Genomic DNA, 18,733 nt, shown 5'->3' on the forward strand with positions numbered 1-18,733 from the left:
CCATGAATCGACCTTTATTTATTATTTTTTCAACGATTGTTTTAGATTCGATTGGAATCGGAATTGTATTCCCATTACTCCCCTCATTACTTAAAACGCTAAGCCAACAACAAAACGTAGCACTCTTGATGGGTTTTTTCATCGGTTGTTATGCAATGATGCAATTCATTTTCTCTCCGATTTTAGGCAGTTTAAGCGATAAAATAGGAAGAAGACCTGTACTGTTAATTTCTTTAGCTGGCTCAACGATCAGCTATCTATTATTGGCCTTCTCTTCGCATTTAAGTTGGTTGTTCATCGGAAGAGTCATTGCTGGAATGACCAGTGCCAATATGGCTGTCGCTTCAGCTTATATCGTTGATATTTCATCAACAGAAAATCGCGCCAAGTACTTTGGTAGATTCAATGCCATGTTTGGTTTGGGCTTCATTATAGGTCCTGTACTCGGTGGACTATTAGGACAATACGGACTCAAACTCCCCTTTCTGATCGCCGCATTTTTGACGGGATTGAATTTTTTAATTGCTCTCTTTGCTTTGGCTGAATCTCGCCCCCAACATGCCACCATTCAAAACCATGCCAGTTTAAATCCATTTAAAATATTTAAAGTTGCACTTAGTCAAAGAAACCTAATTCCTCTAATGGTAATATTTTTTATATTCAGTGCCTGTGGTGAGGCTTATGGGGTTTGCTGGGCACTTTGGGGACATGACACCTTCCATTGGAACAGTTTTTGGGTCGGGCTCTCTTTAGGTACTTTTGGATTATGCCAAGTTCTGGTTCAATCCTTGCTCCCTCAACATGCTGTCAAATTTTGGGGTGAACGAAATACCGTACTCATTGGATTAGGCAGTCTCTTGGTTGCTCTAAATATCATGGCTTTTGCTCAACAAGGTTGGATCATCTTTGTCATCATGCCAATTTTTGCCTTAGGCAGTATTGGAACACCATCCTTACAAGCGTTAGCATCTGCAAGAGTTTCCGCAGATCAACAAGGTCAATTTCAGGGCTTGATTGCATCTACCGTGAGTCTAGCCTCAGTCATTGCCCCCTTATTTTTTTCGAGTATTTATTTTCACTTTCATACTCAATGGTCGGGTGCAATCTGGTTAATCGTTGCAATTATTTATTTGTTTGTCCTCCCTTTGATACTGTTTCAACTCAAAGCTAAACCGCTTTAACTTTCAGCTAACTACCTTTGTTTTATAAACGGGTTTATCTCTAGCCATATTCTGAAGAAACAAAAAAACCCGATTGAAATCAATCGGGTTTAAATCGTGAAATATTAAATTTAGCCGTTAAAATGCTCTAATAAGGTTTTTTGTGCATTGTGTACAGTTTCACCTTCTTTAGGTTGAGCACGAACCCATGTACCATCACCTTGTAACAACCAAGCTTGAGTATTATCTTTAAGATAATTCACCAAACCTTGCTGATAAATACGCTTTTTCAGTGCAGGATCTTCGATTGGGAAACATACTTCGACACGATTAAATAAGTTTCGATCCATCCAGTCCGCACTTGAGCAATAAATACGGGCATTTCCGTTATTACCAAAATAATAAACACGGGTATGTTCCAAGAAACGTCCAACAATTGAACGTACACGAATATTTTCCGAGAGATTTGATAAACCTGGACGTAAACAGCAGATTGAACGAATAATCAAATCGACTTGTACACCTGCTTGCGAAGCCTCATACAACTTATTGATTAACTGAACCTCTGTTAAAGCATTCACCTTCACAATGATTTGAGCTGGTTTACCCGCTTTGGCATTGGCAATTTCATCATCAATATAAGCGATTAACTGTGCATGTAAGGTAAACGGTGCATGTAGAAGTTTTTTCAACTTCGCCATTTTACCCATGCCCGTCAACTCTTGAAAAATACGATGCACATCTTCACAGAGTTCTTTGTCTGTGGTTAATAAACCATAATCGGTATATATGCGTGCATTGGTTGCATGATAGTTGCCAGTTCCTAAATGAACATAGCGAACAAGTTTATTATTCTCACGGCGAACCACCAAAATCATTTTGGCATGTGTCTTATAGCCCACAATACCATACACCACCACGGCACCTGCTTCTTGCAGTACATTGGCAACAGCAATGTTTGATTCTTCATCAAAACGAGCACGCAGTTCAATCACTGCTGTGACTTCTTTACCATTTCGCGCCGCTTCGGCTAATACCTGTACGATTTCTGAATCCGCTCCACTACGATACAAGGTTTGTTTGATCGCAAGGACTTGAGGATCTCGTGCTGCTTCACGCAACAAATTGATTACAGGTGCAAAAGATTCAAAGGGATGGTGCAAAAGAATATCTTGCTTCTGCATCGCTGAAAAAATATTTTCAGACTTTTTCAATACTTTTGGAATTGCAGGCACATGTGAATCATAGCGCATATGTGGACGTTTAAAGTTCGATACTAAACGTGCGAGATTTACTGGTCCATCGACTTTATAAAGTTGCTCTTCTTCTAAATCAAATTCATCCAACAAATATTCATAAATATGTTTTGGACAGTTTTCAGTGACTTCTAAACGCACCGCACGACCAAAACGACGTGAACTCAATTCACCTTTAAGTGCTTTCGCCAAGTCTTCAACATCTTCGTTCAGCGCTAAATCTGCATTACGTGTCACACGGAACTGATAGCAACCTGTTGCAGTCATCCCTGGGAATAAATCAGAGACATGTTCATGAATAATCGCAGACAACATCACAAAGTGTTCTTTGCCACCTGTTAACTCATCAGGTAAACGTACCACACGCGGTAAAGAACGAGGTGCTGGAACAACCGCTAAATCAATTTGTCGACCAAAAGCATCTTTACCTTCTAAAGTGACAATAAAGTTTAAGCTTTTATTTACTAAGCGTGGGAATGGGTGCGCAGGATCAAGACTAATTGGTGTCAATACAGGCGCAACTTGTTCTTGAAAATATTTTTTAATCCACACCGATTGAGCAGGTGTCAGTTCTCCACGACGTAAGAAACAAATATCTTCTTCACGGAGTTTCGGGAAGATCTCTTCATTTAAGATACGGTATTGACGTTCAATGGCTTCATGGGCTGTTTTAGAGATTTGATCTAGAACTTGCTTAGGTGTAAGCCCATCAGGTGAACGACTTTCATTCCCCAGCGTTAATTGCTCCATCATTCCAGCGACACGAATCTCAAAAAACTCGTCCATGTTGCGAGAAAAAATCAGCAAAAAATTCATACGCTCTAATAGCGGATGCAGAGGATCAACAGCTTGCTCTAAAACACGCAAATGGAAATCTAAGATAGAAAGTTCACGATTGATATATCGTTCATTATAAGAATATTCTGTCGGTGTTGTTGGAGTCACTGCGGTATTCATGCAATAAACCTGCATCTGGAAAATGTCATTATTCTAGTATGCTTCAAATTTATGACAATTTCATAAAAAAAGCATCACGATATAAAAAAAGCACATTTTTTTGTGCTTTTCTTAGGGGCTGTGGACATTTCATAAATGACTTGCGTTGTAGGTTAAAATTGAGCAGGCAAGGCATGAAATGAAGAGAATAGCGAGACTATTTTCAAGTTTCATAACATAGCCTGAGATAATTTTAGCCACAACCCTTCGGGACTAGTGTGTTTTTTGTCGCTTCGTCGTTACGAACTACTCATTTAGAATGACTAAATTTCGTATTTCATGCCTAGAATCGTCTAAAAAACACACCTAGTCGCAAACATAGACGAATTGTCCACAGACCCTAACATGATAATTTCACTTTTTAAATATTGCAGATTAATTTGGGATACGGGTATAACGCATATATTTTAATACCAGTTTTTTTCGATAGAGCAATTTAGGATCATTGCGATTTTCTTGATAGTATTTGGGATTGGTCAAAATCACCGCTAAAAAGGCAGCTTGCTCTCGGTTTAAACTTTTTGCACTTTTACCAAAATAATAACGTGAGGCTGCTTCTACTCCATAGATATGATCGCCAAACTCAACAGAATTCATATACACTTCAAGAATACGCTGCTTAGTCCACATACGCTCCATCATGGTCGTTGCAATGGCTTCCTGCCCTTTACGAATCACTGAACGGCGGTTATAGAAAAATAAATTTTTAGCCAGTTGTTGCGAAATGGTTGAACCCCCAGCGACAACTTTGTCTTTCTTTAAATTACGTTGCAAAGCATCTTCGATCCCATCCCAATCGAAACCATGATGATCTAAAAACTTGGCATCTTCAGCCGCAACAATCGCATGCTTAATGTTGTCACTTATCTCATCATAATTGCGCCATTGATGTTCAATCGGTTTAAAGTCTGAGAAATATGTCCAACGCATAAACATTGTGGTTTCTACATCATGGGTACGCCAATACACTAAACTGGAGAAAATCCATAGCTGAATCAAAATCAAAATACTGATTATGATTAACAAAGCACGAACAATAAAAGCTTTCATCTCAGCTGTTTACTCCGAAAATGCTGACATTTCATGTTAAGCTGAATCTATCAATAAAAAGCTAAGAAATAGCATGTCGAATTATCAAGACTCATCCATCTATAACTCACCCAACACGATTGGCAAAATCACCTTATTGTTAATTGCAATCAATGTAGGTTTATTCGCCATCCAAGTTTTGTCAGGCGTTAATATTACTGACCCCACCACATTGGATGCTTTGCGTTGGGGTGCTGATTATGCACCTTTAACCTTTCTAGAGGAACCTTATCGTTTATTCAGCAGTATGTTTTTTCATTTTGGCATTTTGCATCTGTTGATGAATATGTGGGCACTGTATATTTTTGGTGATGTCGCTGAAAAAACCTTTGGGAAATTTTATTTCCTGGGACTGTATTTATTAGCGGGGTTGATGGGAAGTCTACTCAGTAGCTACTTGGATATTCGGAATAGTTATGAATTTTTACAGCACTTTGACCAAAAACTGATTCCTCATGTATCCGCTGGAGCATCTGGGGCAGTAATGGGCTTAGGGGGTGCTTTAACCCTACTTTCTTTATTCCCACCTACTCCAAATCAGAGATTTATTCTGGATAAAAGATCACTCTTAACGGTGCTTGCAATCAACTTAGCATTCGGCTTCCTTGCTTCTGGAATCAACAATGCTGCGCATATTGGAGGCATGTTAATGGGAGCTGTGATGGCTTTAGCTTGGTATGTCATGCAACGTATGAAAGCACCGATTGCTGTAAATGTGATCATTATGATTTTAGGCATCGCTGTTACATATGCAACATATCTATATTGCCAACATTTGGTGGGTCCAATTACACCACTTTGGCAAGAAGCAGTTTCACAAATGCGAGCGCAATTTCAATTTTGATCAGCAGTGTATCTGCAAAATTTAAATCATCCCTAAAAATTAAAGTATTTCAGTCGAGTATTTATAGTCAATCTGTTGAAAAATGCATACAGCAAAATATAAGTTTTCTTGATTCATAAAATTACTACTATGGATCATTGTTTGGCGATATAACGCATTCAATGTGACACTTTACATCTAAAGTTGTAATTCAAAGAAGCTCACCAAAAAGTGAGCCTCTTTATTGCCATCACTTCATAATATCCATAAACTGGAATCGTCAGAATAGCGCAATGATTGCTGTTCAATCATCTTGTTTTAATTCAGTTCTCTTAAGCTCTGTAAAGGTGGAATATCTGACAAATAGCTTAAACGGTATCTTCCGATTACTGCACATAAGACCGCCATCAAAATAGGCAGAATAAACCAAATTTCCCAGTGAAATTGTAAAGGCATCTCCATACGATAACTGGCAATTGCGCTAATTACTTCAGCAAAGAAACACGACACAATCCCTGCCAACAATCCAATAAAACCTATTTCCATGCTCATCATGTTTTTTAACTGTCGTTTTGAGCTACCGAATGAACGTAATAGCGCGACTTCTCTTTTGCGCTCATCCATCAACAAATTAATACAAGCAATCAAAACAAGAAAACCCGACAAACTGACCAAGACAGCCAATACTGTAATAATTTTCACCAAGACAGAAACCAGTTGTTTAATTTCATCAAAAATTAAAGACACATCTATAAACACTGTATTTGAGAATTGTTGGATTAAACTGATCATTTTAGCTTTGTCCGCAGGTGACACATAAAAGCTTCCTAAATAGCTTCCTGCATTTTCATCCAATGTCTTAGGCGTAAAAATAAAGAAGAAATTTGGGCTAAAACTTTGCCATTGAACAGTACGTAAATTTACCACCTGAGCTTGTAAGTTTCCTTCTGGCAAACTAAAGGTTAAACGATCCCCTATCTTAATCCCCAACTCTTCAGCCAATTTTGCTTCAACCGAAACTTGTCCAACTTCTGTCAATTTAGACTGACCAGCAACAATGATATTGTCCTGTGGATAATGATCTGCTTGAGTTAAATTTAACTCACGGCGTAATGAATTATTACTTTTTACCAACGAATCAGGAAAAGCCTGACCATTTTTAGCCAGCAAGCGCCCTTTAACATTGGGATATAGTGGTGTACTTTCCCAGTGATGTTGCGCCAACTGTTGTTTAAATGCTTCAAGTTCAAATGGAGGTAAACCATAAATAAATTGATTTGGAGTACCTTCAGGCAACTGTTGCTGCCAACGCTCCAATAAATCAGTACGTAATACAGCCAATACCGTAATTAAACTCAAACCTAGTGCCAAAGCTGTGATTTGCAAAGTTGTTTGGGAAGGTGTTCGAATATAAGCAGAGAAACGACTTTTCATTGCTTTCAGCGTCTTTAAGACTGACCAAACCACAACATACAATAACCCCGTGAGGACAATGACTGCACCCATGACCACTGCTGTCAGCGTTAGATTCTCAGTCAATACCAAGCTAAAAATAATCAGACTGATTAAACCTGTCGCCATCATCCATAATATAGAGCCTGCTGATTTTTCCTGCTGGCGAATAACACGTATCGGAGGTGTATTGAGCAATTGCCATAAACTCGGCAGAATAAATCCAATCAGTACAATTGCACTGGTGAAAATAGCGATCGGTAATGGACCTAAAAATATCTGCCATATTGAAAATTGTAATTCTAGGTTTGGAATCATTTGCAACATGAGTTGTAGCAATGAATAACCTAAAACCAGTCCCAACAAACTTCCAATCACGATCGCAATCAAAATCACCACAGTCAATAAACTCAAGTAAGCTTGAAAAATCTGTCGTCTGGTTGCGCCCATGCAACGCATCAAGGCAATATGATCTTGATTCTGTTGCACATAACGTTGGCTGGTTAAAGCAATCGCTAAACCACAGAGTAGAATCGTTAGAATATTTGCCAATTGTAAAAACGTATCAAGATTTTCAATCGGTTTCAGTAAACGTGAGTTTCCTTCATCCGCATTACGTAGTCTTAAGTTGCTCTGGGCATCTAAAGCTTGATCCGCTGTTTGCAAGTCTTGTGGAGATGGTTCAGATGGGGTATGAATGAGTTGCGTTTCAGACGCTGACTGCCCTGTTTCTGAAGTCGTAGAATTTTTCTGCTGATCCTGTGTAAATTGCTGGGCAAAATTTTTCTTTTCTTGCGCTTTGAATGCTTTAAAGAAGGCTTGATAAGCTTCAATCGACTGTTTTTCACCCGCCATTAACAGCCGATACTCAATGCGACTGCCGATTTGGATTGCCCCAGTTTTTGCAACATCAGCCTGAGCAATAATCACTGTCGGTGAAAATGCAGAAAAACCTAACTCTTGGTTAGAATCATGTTCAATGATGCCCGTGACTTTAAATTGACCATTTGCAATTTGAACTTGATCACCGATATTGAGCTTTAATAATTCTTGGGCTCGTTTACTCAGCCAAATTCCGCCATTTTGTAAGGACTGTTGTGGGCGAATCCTTAACTCACCACGTAAAGGAAATGATGGATCAATGGCTTTGACATTGACCATCACAAATTGATCACGAGTCGACGCCATAGAACTGAACATCGTAACATGTGACTGTTTTAACTTGAGTTGTTCAGCTTTATTCAACCATTGAGGGTCAATTGGATTGGTATCACTCAGCACCAAATCAGCAGCTTGCATTTTAGCGGCTTGTAAAGTAACTGCTTGCTTAACCTGATCGTTACTGAACTTTAAAGCCGTGGTCGCACTAATGGCTAAACTCAAAGCAATGATCAGTAAATAAATGCCTGAGCTAGCAAAACTTTGCCGAAATAAAGGTTTAAAAAGATTCAACATTTAAACAACCTCACTTCTCTGTGGGGATCGTAAATGTTCAATCAAATGACCATCTTTTAACTCATAATGACGCTGACATTGCGCTGCCAATTGTGGGTTATGTGTGACTAAAACTAAGGTTGTACCTAATGCTTGATTCAAACTAAATAATAACTGCTCAATCTCATACGCAGTATGCTCATCTAAATTACCTGTTGGTTCATCAGCAAAAATAATCTGTGGATCTGAAATAAGCGCACGTGCGATCGCAACACGTTGTTGCTCTCCGCCAGATAATACTTTGGGTGTTTGTTGACTTTGGCGTGCTAAACCGACTTTTTCCAATAAATCGAGTGCTTTTTGCTCTGCGTGTGCATAATTAAAATCAGAATGTAAACGTAAAGGTAACATGACATTTTCTAAAGCCGACAAATGCGGTAACAATTGAAAAGCCTGGAAAACAAAACCAATGTGTTTAAGTCGCACCAAAGCCCGTTGCTCTTCATTTAAATGTTCAATACGCTCACCACATACATTGAGTTGACCTGCACTCGCCTGATCTAAAGTTGCCAGAATACCCAATAAGGTTGACTTACCCGAACCAGAGCGCCCTGTAACTGCAACCTGTTCGCCTGCATAAATGTCGAGATTTAAATTTTCAAAAATTGTAAGCGTTTGATGAGGTAATTCTATCTTTTGTGTAAGTTGCTGTGCAGAAATTATCACTTGTGGCATGATGGGAGAAGTTAAAGCATCCTGAACCTTAGACATTGTAAAGTACCTTAAATATGCAAATCAAAACGTTGTTAAATTTGAAAATAATGAAAAGCGCTTTTCATTGTTTATTTTTTAGCATGATCTGTCTGTTGCCCGTTAGTAGTTTTGCAAAAACGATCATGATTTTAGGTGACAGCTTAAGTGCGGGCTATGGTTTAAACCCACAACAGGGTTGGGTCGCATTACTCCAGCAACGCTTAAATCAGCAATTTCCCAAACAACACCAAGTGGTAAATGCCAGTGTCAGCGGAGAAACCACCAGTGGTGCTTTAGCGCGTTTACCTAAATTATTACAAACTCATAAACCTGATGTGGTTGTGATTGAGTTGGGTGGGAATGATGGTTTACGTGGTCAACCACCACAAATGATTCAAAAAAATCTTGCTCAATTGATTCAACAAAGTCAAAAAAGCCAAGCCAAAGTAGTATTGTTGGGTATGAAGATTCCTCCCAACTACGGCGCAGCATATAGCCAAGCTTTCGAAAAAAATTACCAAACCTTAAGCCAACAGTACAAAGTAAAACTGCACCCCTTTTTTATGAACGGCATTGCAGGCAATAAAAACCTCATGCAAAAAGACTTAATCCATCCTAATGCGGTGGCACAAAAAATCTTACTTGATAATGCCTATCCTTTGATTCAAGGCGCACTTTAACACCAAGACATTCCAATTAGGTTTAGGCATGGAAGCCTTTGATATAAGCTGAAGAACCACATCCTTAAAATATTAAAATAACCATAATATTCAACATGTTAAATATAACATATGGTCAATTATCACAAATAAAACCTTAATCACTTCTTGCCTTTCAACTAAAATCAGGTATAACAGAATCTATCCTTTCTTTTATATGCGTTTTAAATGATGAGTAATTCTAATAATCTCAATCATCAAATGACTTCATTTAAATTTAGCCCTCAAACTGCACTTTATACACATACCTTTACTTTGATGGCATTTTTGGCAGCTTCAAGCGCACCTACCCCCTTGTATCGTCTCTACCAACAACAGTTTCAGTTTTCACCCGTTTTATTGACCTTAATTTTTGCAACTTATGCCTTTGCTTTACTCGCAACATTATTGGTAATGGGTTCTTTGTCAGATTATATTGGGCGTAAACCAGTTATTTTTACCGCTCTCTTTTTACAGATCATTTCTATGGGGTTCTTTCTGTTTGCCTCAAATATTGAAATGTTATTTATTGCTCGAGCCTTACAAGGAATCGCCACAGCTTTGGCTGCATCAACCTTTGGTGCAGCTTTATTAGATTTAAGTAAAACTCATGGTTCATTAATCAACAGTATTTCTCCTATGTTGGGTATGGCAATCGGCATGCTCATGACCTGTATTGTATTGGCGACATCAACGCATGCACTAACTTTAATTTTTGAAATATTCATTTTTATTTTCTTTTGTACCTTGTGTATTGTATATTTTAGCCCTGAGACTGCTGAAAAACGTTCTGGAGCATTTTCATCACTTAAACCGCGTCTTACTGTTCCACCACAAGCACGTAAAGCACTTTGGATTGTTAGTCCAATCAATATTTCTTTATGGATGGTCAGTGGCTTTTTCTTATCCTTAATGCCTTCCCTATTAGCCCAAGCATTTAAAGTTCAATCAGCATGGCTCAATGGTATGATGTTTATTACTTTGACCATTTCGGGTGCAATCGGAATTTTAGCCCTCCGTAGCGCAAAAACACTTAAAATCTTAACTACTGGTTCGCTAAGTATTCTATTTGGTGCAGCAATAATTCTATCTGGCATTCACTTCTCTCTTACACTCTTACTATTTATTGGTTCGGTTGTCACTGGAGTCGGATTTGGTACAGGATTTATGGGCGCAATCCGTACTGTGATGCCCTTGGCTTTACCTGAACAACGTGCTGGGTTAATGGCAACATTTTATGTTGAAAGTTATTTAGCATTTAGTATACCTGCCATTATTGCGGGATATTTTGTCAGCCATGTCGGTCTTACTTTTACTGCTGATATTTATATTCTCATGATTATTTTATTAGCTTCTTTGGCTCTTATGTTTGCATTTAAACATCGAAAAAATATCATTTAATTCAGTATTTGATTTATTCAAACAAGCTTTTCGCAAATAAGATTTAGCAATAATTTGATCCTTTAAATGAAACTGTTCATCATACCTGTTACCACTTGGTTTAGTTTTTGCTGTAGTCAAACCATTGACACGTTAAAATTATATTTACATATTAATCAATATCTTATAAAAATTTATTTCCATACATAATCTGGAAATTTTTCTAGAACATATTTACAACTTGATTCTTTCCCGTCTTTATTGACATGTCGATCAAACTCTTTCATACCAGAATTAAGCACTTGTTTACCATATTCTTCACCAAGTTGATCTTTAACACACTGTGTAGAACTAGAAATTAGTTTATTGTTATTTTTACGGTACCCACATTCAATTTGTGCTTTTAATAATATGCCATGCGCATAAACAATCTGCTCACAGTAACTTGGTGCTTTTCCACTTTTAGGCGTTAATGCGCTAACTTGTGTTAAACATGAAATTAAACCTAAAAATAATATTTTTTTCATAACAACATCCTTATCAATTTGCTACATCCATTTAAAAATAAAGATCTTATCAAAGAAAAGTTACATTCGGTCATCGCTTCTAATTCCTTCATTCTCTGAATTATTCGCCACTAGAACATCAAACACAAAACCCTTTCATCTAACTTAATTATATGTTCATTGCTCTTTACCAAACGCAATGAATATCTCCAAATTCGACAATATTACTTTTAGAACCAACTCATTTGAACTTAACAAATTCGTGATTATTCATGTTAAAAACCCAACAAATTCTTTATTTTTTATGGATGAAATTTACACCTGATTTCCGCATAGCAAGTCAGACAATACAGACTTTAGGCTCTCTGAATAACCACTAATTAGGTATTTCCTCCTAGCTTTTACGATCAATTCCAAATAGTAAAATGCATTGGTTTACCCAATTGATCAACCATTAAAATTACATTGACCATGACTTTTGACACACATTGATTTTTAATTAATATTTCATTTATTGTATTTTTTATTATATCCATCGCTTGGATTCTTTTATTCTGGTCAATGCCAGTCAAATCAAGCTCTCCTGAAAATACTTCTACACCCGTATATTTTACCCATGATGAAACTTTTATCTCAGCAATTTTTGATCTCATATCATCTGCTGATTTTTTAAATACTGAAGTTTTTGGCAAAACAGTATAACTAAAAAGAAAATCATGAACTGCCACTTTTAACCTACAAGAACTATCAAAAACGCGAAAGCATAGCATTTTAAAAAATTTAAAAATGAGCAATTCAATCGCCATAAGTTTGTAAATGACGACAATCATCAGTTTCTGGTGCAAATTAAAAGGCGCATTAAGCGCCTTTACATTTAATAAAAATCAATAACTTAATTTAATTAGTTGCATTATTGTTGCACTTCATATTTTTATCTATTGGAATTTAAATTTGACGAGTTTTTAATTGCCTCTTCTAAATATTGAGACTCTACATACTCAATAGTTTCCAATCCTTTAATATCCAATGAATCATCTATCTCTCTACCTTCTGAGTCAAATCGTTTAGACTCACCTTCAATATCCATTGATACGTAATGAAGGTTGCCTTTCCCATCATAACAAGACTGTTTAAATTCATAAGGGTTATTGGGATCGTGAAGCTCAGTTACAATCTTATTAATAAGAATGAACTCATCGCCAACCAGCTTATAATCTTCTAGTGTCAAACGTTGATTTTCTGAGTCTTTTATATGATTCCTATATGCTACCTTTCTATATTCAGCACCAACAAATATTACTGTTGAATAAACATTACGTTGAAAAGATTCTTCATCTAATCGCTCAAGAATAGGTACACCATTTTTATCTTGATACGTTATACGGAACGGACCAAATGAATTAGAAAAACATACTTTTTTAACTGAAAACTTTTTAGAGTACTCACTGATAACCACATTAATCATTTAAATATCCTTACAATGAAGATCCAGGTTGAGAAGGTGGTTCTATATTTACCCATTTATCAGCTCTAGGTGTTGCTAGGCATCCTGCATTAGAGGCTTTGGTAATAAAATTTCTGAGCACACCTTGAGCATACTTATATTGATCCACATGTCCGTCCCATGATCCTTTGTTGACCCCATTCAGTATAAGAGGATTAGATACACTCTTGTTGTTTATAAACAGATTGTATCTGTCTGCAATTAATTCATTATATCTCCATTCCACAATGGCAGCTTGACTGTCCATTTTGAAATTATGATCTTTACATTTATCATCAGCATTGCGTTCCAATTCATCTTCAAAAGGCTTCGCTTTCGCATCATCCTGTTCAGCTTCAGATAGAATATTTGTTGCTGCTGCTAAAACGGCGAATTGTGCATCAAGATTATCACTTTCAGCATTCTCGATGACTTGTTGAGCCGCGGTTATGAGGGAAAGGTTTTTCTCTACCTCAGTTTGTGTTCCATAGAATCGAATTTCAACAGGATGACCTATAGGTGACTTGCATATATATAATTTTGATGTAACGAAATTGCATACAGGTTCCCCCAACCAATTGCTCTCATACAACCTGAAACATATGACACAGCATCCCCAGATGAGCTAAAGTATGGCATATCGTTACCATTGCAATTAACAACATTAAAAACCGTTTCGCTCCTGTAATATGATCCAATAGTTCCGAAATATTCTTTATACTTAACTTGATTGTTCGTTGGATCCAGTACCCAATCTACAGCACCCAATAACTGCTCAACAGCAAATGTAAGTGCATACCCTACTAATCCACCACGTAAAACCTTAGCAACTTGCGAAGCATTTGGAGAAATTAGAATTGATGAGGTAGCTGCCCCTTTAGTGCCATCATATAAAATTGAAGCTCCAATAGCGGTTGGGTTTGATCATGTCCATCCCCCAATTGAAGCGTTCACTAAAGCTGAATTTAATAACAGCAATAGTGAGGTTAAAAAAATCATAATTCTTCTAAGCATTTTTATTTCTCTCTTATAAAGTTGTAAGAATACTAACTATTGTTTTTTAAGATTAATATCAATATTTTTTCAATAATGATTAATTTTCAGATTCATTACATGACTTCTTCCAATCCGCAACAAACTCATCTATTGCATTTTGTTTACCTAGATTGGTTGCATAAACTTGTACCGCTTCAGCATCAATAATCATGATTTGCAGTAAGTTCTTTTGAAGTTCACTTAATTGGTCTTTAAGATTGATCGCATTTTTTAAATTAATTCCACCTTGTCTGAGCTGCATGATCATGTCTGCTGTTTCTTCAATGATTTTGCATTCATCGGCTTGATTTGCATAAGTGTAAGAGCTTAACAGCAAGAGTAAAAGTATTTTGAATTCATTTTAAGAACCTAATATAAAAAAACTAACTCCCACTTGGAGAGTTAGTAAAAGGGTGTTTGGTTAAATAGTATTGCCACAGATGTCTTTGGTGCCTATTGGATAGGTTTGGGTCATTTTTGTAGAGTCAGTAATCAATTGCATACTAACCTGCTTTCCAATGAATTTTGAGTTTGGATTTGGAGTTTGTTGTAATCCCAATGTATACCCCATATTATTAACGGGATTCTGCATATTAATATTTAAGTAACCATAATTGACTCCATTTATCATGTAGCCAAATTGTTTGCTTGTTTGATTCAAATAAATACCAAAAATCACTTTTCCTAATGATGGAGTATTTACTTGATGAACTTTTCTATCTACATCTTTAACAATTACTTCATTATTGGTATCAAATTTGGTTGATACAGCTGTTAATGTTATATATTCACCATTTGAATAATCTGAATTATTATTAACAATAGAATAACCAATATCTAACTGAATCTCGATTTTTGAAGAAGATGATCCAATCACTTGCCCAAAAAACTGCTGTATTTCTTTGCTATTTCCCAAATTGATATTTTGGAGATTTGACACATCAAAAACAAATTCACTTGCTAGAATACCTTCTGTAATCACTTTTTTGTCTATATATGGTTTATTAAAATCAGTATTTAAAAAACCCTTTGATGAGGCTACAATCTGATCAATAGCAACTCCATTAAGATATTCAATAAAACCTATTCCTTTTTGATCAATTAAATTTATTGATGGCATCAACTTAACTTGCCTTCCCCCATTTACATTTGCGGCATTAATCTGCACCTGTGTAGCATCAAAATTATAAGTACAAGCACTCCAGCTACTCACACTTATCAATCCAGTTAGTATTGCTATTATTAATTTTTTCATCACTATACCCATTAATTATGAAGTTAAAATATAGAATAAAAAATAGGCAATGAATAAAAAATCCGATGAAAATGAGTTTGTAGATCGATGTTGTTATATTAATCATAGCACTCAGCTAAGCGCTCTATTCTTCGCATCATTCAAAACACCGCATTCATTGTACTTAGGCAATACCAATAATCCAAAGTGTGATTTCTTTACATTTCCCTGACTCAAGTTTTAAGGGTTTTGAGTTTTGAAAAATTATCTAAATTTTCACACAAGCTTTATTATTTTAATTTTAGACTTTCTAAATTATTGACCTAACGTTAAATGGAAAAAACCTCTATTCCATCGAGAGTAATCTTTATACTCCTAATCGCAAGCCACGCCCAAACACGAACATTTAATACGATTCTATGCTGTTCAATCTCAAAAGTGAATGATGGAATAAACCAAGGCTGACTTGTTCCACCAGCTACAGCACTTCCATCAAGCGTAACATATTCATATCCTGCTCCTCGCCCATGATATTCTATACAATAAGAATTTCCACCTATGGTGAGCAAAAATTTTCTATAAAGCCATTTTTTCTCTAACATTTTGCAAACAATCATCGGTACACCTGAATAATACTTTTTAACTTCCGTGAAGCAGGAAAACCAACACTTGACCATTTACAAATTGAGTATGAGGCGTATCAAATGTCCGAACAATAGAACAAGTTATTAAGACTACGGCTAGAAGAATATATCATGAAGATACCTCTACATAACATTTCAGTGGTTATCTGAATTGCTCATAACTTGAAGGACATGTTTCACTCAATTTTTCTGTATCAGCTGTATGTTCATTAGCAATTTTGCCATTCTTGAATATTCGTTAATGCGTCGTTCGAATACTTCTCCAAGTGTGGTGCCCTAACTTGAGCTCATTTTTTCAGATTGATAGTAAGCTTGTGTTGAAATCTTAAGCCATTGGCATAAACGAGTAACACTTAATCGTCTTTTGCTTTTCCAATCTTCGAAACGTGCTCGATATACTTTTTTGAAAGTCAGTCCTACATTCTTTATCTAGATGGCAAATGGCATCATCTACAAATTCAGTCTTCAATTTCTCTTCAACCAATTGTTTTTCTAATTGACAGATTATTTACTGTGGAGTCAGCTGACATTTAGAGGATTTTGGCGTGGTCTTCGAAATCCAATCTTGTTGTTCAAACTTACGAAGCCAGACAAGAACTGTTGATCTTCTTTGAATACCATATTTTGCCTAAACTTGCTTGTAAGTAAGTTGCTCTTTTTCAACTTCCTGTATCACCATCATTTTACAGGCAAAAGAATAATCCCTCTGAGTACGTTTAACTCTTTGGCTTTGTTCATGTTTGTCTAGTCCTGAGATAGGTTGACACTTATTTCAGGACGAGACACATTAAAAAAATCAAAAGGCGCATTAAGCGCCTTTTGATTTTACTTAAAATTAAGCCGGGATATCGCGAATTGATGCATTACGAATCGCTTCTTTTAAAGCTTCATAACCGTGAATTGGTGGGAATTGAGGAAACTCACGAATCACATTTTCAGGTGCGTCGAATAAGAAGCCATGATCCGCCTCACCCAACATCGTTGTATCATTATAAGAGTCACCTGCTGCAATCACACGGAAGTTTAAACCATGCAATGCTTTTACAGCTTGACGCTTTTGGTCTGGCTGGCGCAATTTATATGCTGTAATCATGCCATTTTCATCAGTTTCTAATTTATGGCAGAAAATTGTTGGCCAACCTAGTTGCTGCATCAACGGATGTGCAAACTCATAGAATGTGTCTGAAAGAATGATCAATTGGAAGTGTGTGCGAATCCACTCAACAAATTCTTTTGCACCCGGAAATGGTCCCATATCAGCAATCACAGCTTGAATGTCATTTAATCCTAAACCATGTTGCTTCAAGATGTTTAAACGCTGAGTCATCAACACATCGTAGTCAGGAATATCACGCGTTGTTGCTTCTAATTCTTTGATCCCTGTTTTCTTTGCAAAATTGATCCAGATTTCTGGAACCAATACACCCTCAAGATCAAGACATACGATTTCCATGGGTTCTCCCAATGTCGGTTAAAAATTTTGGGCTTATCATAGCACTAAAGTTTAAAAAAAATGCTGAAAGTTTTTTAAACTCAATTCATTTTGAATAGTCATAGATCGTCGTACCAGCACAATTCATCCTTAGTACAACAACTGCATGTAGAGACTCTCTCAGCTTTAACTGTTATTGTTACACTTATAAAAACGGGAACAAAAGCACCGCATCATTGAGTCATATAAAAATTAATTTAGGCAAACAACACTATGAAAAAAATAGCACCGTTTCTCTTGAGTAGCATATGTACTTACGTATATGCGAATGATAGTTTTCTGAGCTATACAAATTGTAGTGCTTTAGATCTCGACCATGCTCAAGTCAGTCTCTCATTAAAAGATATTCCAAAGGATTATATATATCGCACACAAAACTACTCCTTTCTCAGTCTACCTATAGCAAAAGGCAATGAAAATTACTGTCTAATTATCAATGATAAAAATCAGGTCATTGTTGACGCTATTCCTAAAATGCTTTCAAACACTTGCGGCGGAATGTGGGATAAGAAAGAAAGCACACCTGTTTGGGTTGATGATATTGCTGGGGGTAGAGGTTTAGTCACATATTTTCATTACAACACCTCAAATAGTTTGAAAAATCTCAATAAAAACAAAATATCCAATATAGAACAACAAATTACAACACTACAATGCCAACTTTCCTCCTATAACATTGATGATGTGGTTGAACTCAATGATGCTGCTTTCTATTTAAATCAATTGGGTCATCCTAAAGTATCTTTAGAAATTTTGAAAAAGGTTATACAGCTCGATCCAAATCGGACAGTCGCTTATCTAAATTTAGCTGATGCTTATTTGGCTTTAAAAAATCAAAGCCAAGCTCGGTCAAATTATTTGATTTATGCCAATAAAATGAAAAAATCTGGATTATCTGATCAGATTCCTAAAAGAATATTCAAATACTTATAAAATAAGACTGAGAAACAGCTTAACAAGGCACTGATTAATAAAAACCTTGCTGTAGAATGAGATAGCGAATCATTGATCAATGACAGCATGTGTTGGTGAGAGCATTATGCTGCTTTTATCCATATCCGATTAAGTATCTTTGGTACTTTACCCTTCAGATGAATCCATCGATTAAATCTTTTTTATTCATAAGTATTTTAATTAATCTGCTAAGCACAATATTTCATTTACTTTAAAATATCTGCACATCTCAAAGATAACATTCACACAAAGTTGAATTGCTTTAATTTTTGCTAAAATGCTTAAATTAAAATATCTTTTAAGAATGTTGATGAACAACATAGCTTCAAGCTAACTGCCAGGAG

General features: G+C 36.3%; 17 protein-coding genes and 1 pseudogene. 5 read left to right on the plus strand and 13 right to left on the minus strand.

The window, feature by feature from the left end:
• The first annotated feature begins 2 nt into the window (after nucleotides 1–2).
• Nucleotides 3–1,181, plus strand: a complete 1,179-nt coding sequence (locus ACINWC743_RS17235; RefSeq protein WP_009586365.1) for a TCR/Tet family MFS transporter — start codon at nucleotides 3–5, stop codon at nucleotides 1,179–1,181.
• Nucleotides 1,182–1,291: 110 nt separating this feature from the next.
• Here ACINWC743_RS17235 and ppk1 read toward each other — a convergent pair whose 3' ends face one another.
• On the minus strand, nucleotides 1,292–3,373 hold the full coding sequence (gene ppk1, locus ACINWC743_RS17240) for a polyphosphate kinase 1 (protein ID WP_009586341.1): 2,082 nt from the start codon (nucleotides 3,371–3,373) through the stop codon (nucleotides 1,292–1,294).
• Between the two features lie 414 nt (nucleotides 3,374–3,787).
• Nucleotides 3,788–4,462, minus strand: a complete 675-nt coding sequence (mtgA, locus tag ACINWC743_RS17245; RefSeq protein WP_009586332.1) for a monofunctional biosynthetic peptidoglycan transglycosylase — start codon at nucleotides 4,460–4,462, stop codon at nucleotides 3,788–3,790.
• A gap of 73 nt (nucleotides 4,463–4,535) precedes the next feature.
• Here mtgA and ACINWC743_RS17250 point away from each other — a divergent pair, with 73 nt between their 5' ends.
• Complete coding sequence (locus tag ACINWC743_RS17250; RefSeq protein WP_009586346.1) at nucleotides 4,536–5,345, plus strand: rhomboid family intramembrane serine protease; 810 nt, start codon at nucleotides 4,536–4,538, stop codon at nucleotides 5,343–5,345.
• A gap of 297 nt (nucleotides 5,346–5,642) precedes the next feature.
• On the opposite strand, the gene ACINWC743_RS17255 is transcribed toward ACINWC743_RS17250, so the two are convergent.
• Nucleotides 5,643–8,231 (minus strand): ABC transporter permease, encoded by a 2,589-nt coding sequence (locus ACINWC743_RS17255; protein ID WP_009586351.1) that lies wholly within the window; start codon nucleotides 8,229–8,231, stop codon nucleotides 5,643–5,645.
• Nucleotides 8,232–8,981, minus strand: coding sequence for an ABC transporter ATP-binding protein (locus ACINWC743_RS17260; protein WP_009586358.1), 750 nt, complete (start codon nucleotides 8,979–8,981; stop codon nucleotides 8,232–8,234).
• Nucleotides 8,982–9,031: 50 nt separating this feature from the next.
• Between ACINWC743_RS17260 and ACINWC743_RS17265 the strand changes: the two genes are divergently transcribed.
• A complete protein-coding gene (locus tag ACINWC743_RS17265; protein ID WP_042090027.1) occupies nucleotides 9,032–9,643 on the plus strand; it encodes an arylesterase in 612 nt (203 codons plus the stop codon).
• 207 nt (nucleotides 9,644–9,850) lie between these two features.
• Entirely contained in the window at nucleotides 9,851–11,062 is a 1,212-nt protein-coding gene (locus ACINWC743_RS17270) for an MFS transporter (RefSeq protein ID WP_009586348.1), read from the plus strand.
• A gap of 173 nt (nucleotides 11,063–11,235) precedes the next feature.
• Here ACINWC743_RS17270 and ACINWC743_RS17275 read toward each other — a convergent pair whose 3' ends face one another.
• The 9 genes and pseudogenes from ACINWC743_RS17275 to thrH all read right to left on the minus strand — a co-directional run bounded on the left by ACINWC743_RS17275 (nucleotide 11,236) and on the right by thrH (nucleotide 17,396).
• The gene (locus ACINWC743_RS17275; RefSeq protein ID WP_009586367.1) at nucleotides 11,236–11,568 is read right to left on the minus strand and encodes a hypothetical protein; all 333 of its coding nucleotides are present in this window, start codon (nucleotides 11,566–11,568) and stop codon (nucleotides 11,236–11,238) included.
• A gap of 386 nt (nucleotides 11,569–11,954) precedes the next feature.
• A complete protein-coding gene (locus ACINWC743_RS17280; protein ID WP_228129115.1) occupies nucleotides 11,955–12,377 on the minus strand; it encodes a hypothetical protein in 423 nt (140 codons plus the stop codon).
• Nucleotides 12,378–12,478: 101 nt separating this feature from the next.
• Nucleotides 12,479–13,012 (minus strand): hypothetical protein, encoded by a 534-nt coding sequence (locus ACINWC743_RS17285; RefSeq protein WP_009586343.1) that lies wholly within the window; start codon nucleotides 13,010–13,012, stop codon nucleotides 12,479–12,481.
• Between the two features lie 10 nt (nucleotides 13,013–13,022).
• Complete coding sequence (locus tag ACINWC743_RS17290; RefSeq protein WP_009586333.1) at nucleotides 13,023–13,604, minus strand: hypothetical protein; 582 nt, start codon at nucleotides 13,602–13,604, stop codon at nucleotides 13,023–13,025.
• Nucleotides 13,605–14,123: 519 nt separating this feature from the next.
• The gene (locus ACINWC743_RS17295) at nucleotides 14,124–14,327 is read right to left on the minus strand and encodes a hypothetical protein (RefSeq protein WP_009586323.1); all 204 of its coding nucleotides are present in this window, start codon (nucleotides 14,325–14,327) and stop codon (nucleotides 14,124–14,126) included.
• Nucleotides 14,328–14,486: 159 nt separating this feature from the next.
• Entirely contained in the window at nucleotides 14,487–15,320 is an 834-nt protein-coding gene (locus tag ACINWC743_RS17300; RefSeq protein ID WP_035301353.1) for a DUF4882 family protein, read from the minus strand.
• 308 nt (nucleotides 15,321–15,628) lie between these two features.
• Nucleotides 15,629–15,901 carry a hypothetical protein gene (locus tag ACINWC743_RS17305; RefSeq protein WP_009586316.1) on the minus strand — a complete coding sequence of 91 codons (273 nt, stop codon included), beginning with the start codon at nucleotides 15,899–15,901 and terminating at the stop codon, nucleotides 15,629–15,631.
• Nucleotides 15,902–16,234: 333 nt separating this feature from the next.
• Nucleotides 16,235–16,700: pseudogene (locus tag ACINWC743_RS25315) on the minus strand (IS3 family transposase); the annotation flags it as partial.
• 78 nt (nucleotides 16,701–16,778) lie between these two features.
• Entirely contained in the window at nucleotides 16,779–17,396 is a 618-nt protein-coding gene (gene thrH, locus ACINWC743_RS17310; RefSeq protein ID WP_004829504.1) for a bifunctional phosphoserine phosphatase/homoserine phosphotransferase ThrH, read from the minus strand.
• Between the two features lie 252 nt (nucleotides 17,397–17,648).
• On the opposite strand from thrH, the gene ACINWC743_RS17315 reads away from it, so the two are divergent.
• Nucleotides 17,649–18,368 (plus strand): tetratricopeptide repeat protein, encoded by a 720-nt coding sequence (locus ACINWC743_RS17315; protein WP_035301355.1) that lies wholly within the window; start codon nucleotides 17,649–17,651, stop codon nucleotides 18,366–18,368.
• The last annotated feature ends 365 nt before the right edge of the window (nucleotides 18,369–18,733 follow it).

Source organism: Acinetobacter sp. WC-743, assembly GCF_000335555.1.
Classification (GTDB): Bacteria; Pseudomonadota; Gammaproteobacteria; order Pseudomonadales; family Moraxellaceae; genus Acinetobacter; species Acinetobacter bereziniae.

Bases quoted from the DNA above. Each gene is read 5' to 3' on its own strand.
- ppk1 (WP_009586341.1), bottom strand. From the start codon at position 3,373: ATGAATACCGCAGTGACTCCAACAACACCGACAGAATATTCTTATAAT.
- ACINWC743_RS17280 (WP_228129115.1), bottom strand. From the start codon at position 12,377: ATGATTGTCGTCATTTACAAACTTATGGCGATTGAATTGCTCATTTTT.
- mtgA (WP_009586332.1), bottom strand. From the start codon at position 4,462: ATGAAAGCTTTTATTGTTCGTGCTTTGTTAATCATAATCAGTATTTTG.
- ACINWC743_RS17300 (WP_035301353.1), bottom strand. From the start codon at position 15,320: ATGAAAAAATTAATAATAGCAATACTAACTGGATTGATAAGTGTGAGT.
- ACINWC743_RS17260 (WP_009586358.1), bottom strand. From the start codon at position 8,981: ATGTCTAAGGTTCAGGATGCTTTAACTTCTCCCATCATGCCACAAGTG.
- thrH (WP_004829504.1), bottom strand. From the start codon at position 17,396: ATGGAAATCGTATGTCTTGATCTTGAGGGTGTATTGGTTCCAGAAATC.
- ACINWC743_RS17295 (WP_009586323.1), bottom strand. From the start codon at position 14,327: ATGCAGCTCAGACAAGGTGGAATTAATTTAAAAAATGCGATCAATCTT.
- ACINWC743_RS17315 (WP_035301355.1), top strand. From the start codon at position 17,649: ATGAAAAAAATAGCACCGTTTCTCTTGAGTAGCATATGTACTTACGTA.
- ACINWC743_RS17255 (WP_009586351.1), bottom strand. From the start codon at position 8,231: ATGTTGAATCTTTTTAAACCTTTATTTCGGCAAAGTTTTGCTAGCTCA.
- ACINWC743_RS17235 (WP_009586365.1), top strand. From the start codon at position 3: ATGAATCGACCTTTATTTATTATTTTTTCAACGATTGTTTTAGATTCG.
- ACINWC743_RS17285 (WP_009586343.1), bottom strand. From the start codon at position 13,012: ATGATTAATGTGGTTATCAGTGAGTACTCTAAAAAGTTTTCAGTTAAA.
- ACINWC743_RS17275 (WP_009586367.1), bottom strand. From the start codon at position 11,568: ATGAAAAAAATATTATTTTTAGGTTTAATTTCATGTTTAACACAAGTT.
- ACINWC743_RS17250 (WP_009586346.1), top strand. From the start codon at position 4,536: ATGTCGAATTATCAAGACTCATCCATCTATAACTCACCCAACACGATT.
- ACINWC743_RS17305 (WP_009586316.1), bottom strand. From the start codon at position 15,901: ATGTTAGAGAAAAAATGGCTTTATAGAAAATTTTTGCTCACCATAGGT.
- ACINWC743_RS17270 (WP_009586348.1), top strand. From the start codon at position 9,851: ATGATGAGTAATTCTAATAATCTCAATCATCAAATGACTTCATTTAAA.
- ACINWC743_RS17265 (WP_042090027.1), top strand. From the start codon at position 9,032: ATGAAAAGCGCTTTTCATTGTTTATTTTTTAGCATGATCTGTCTGTTG.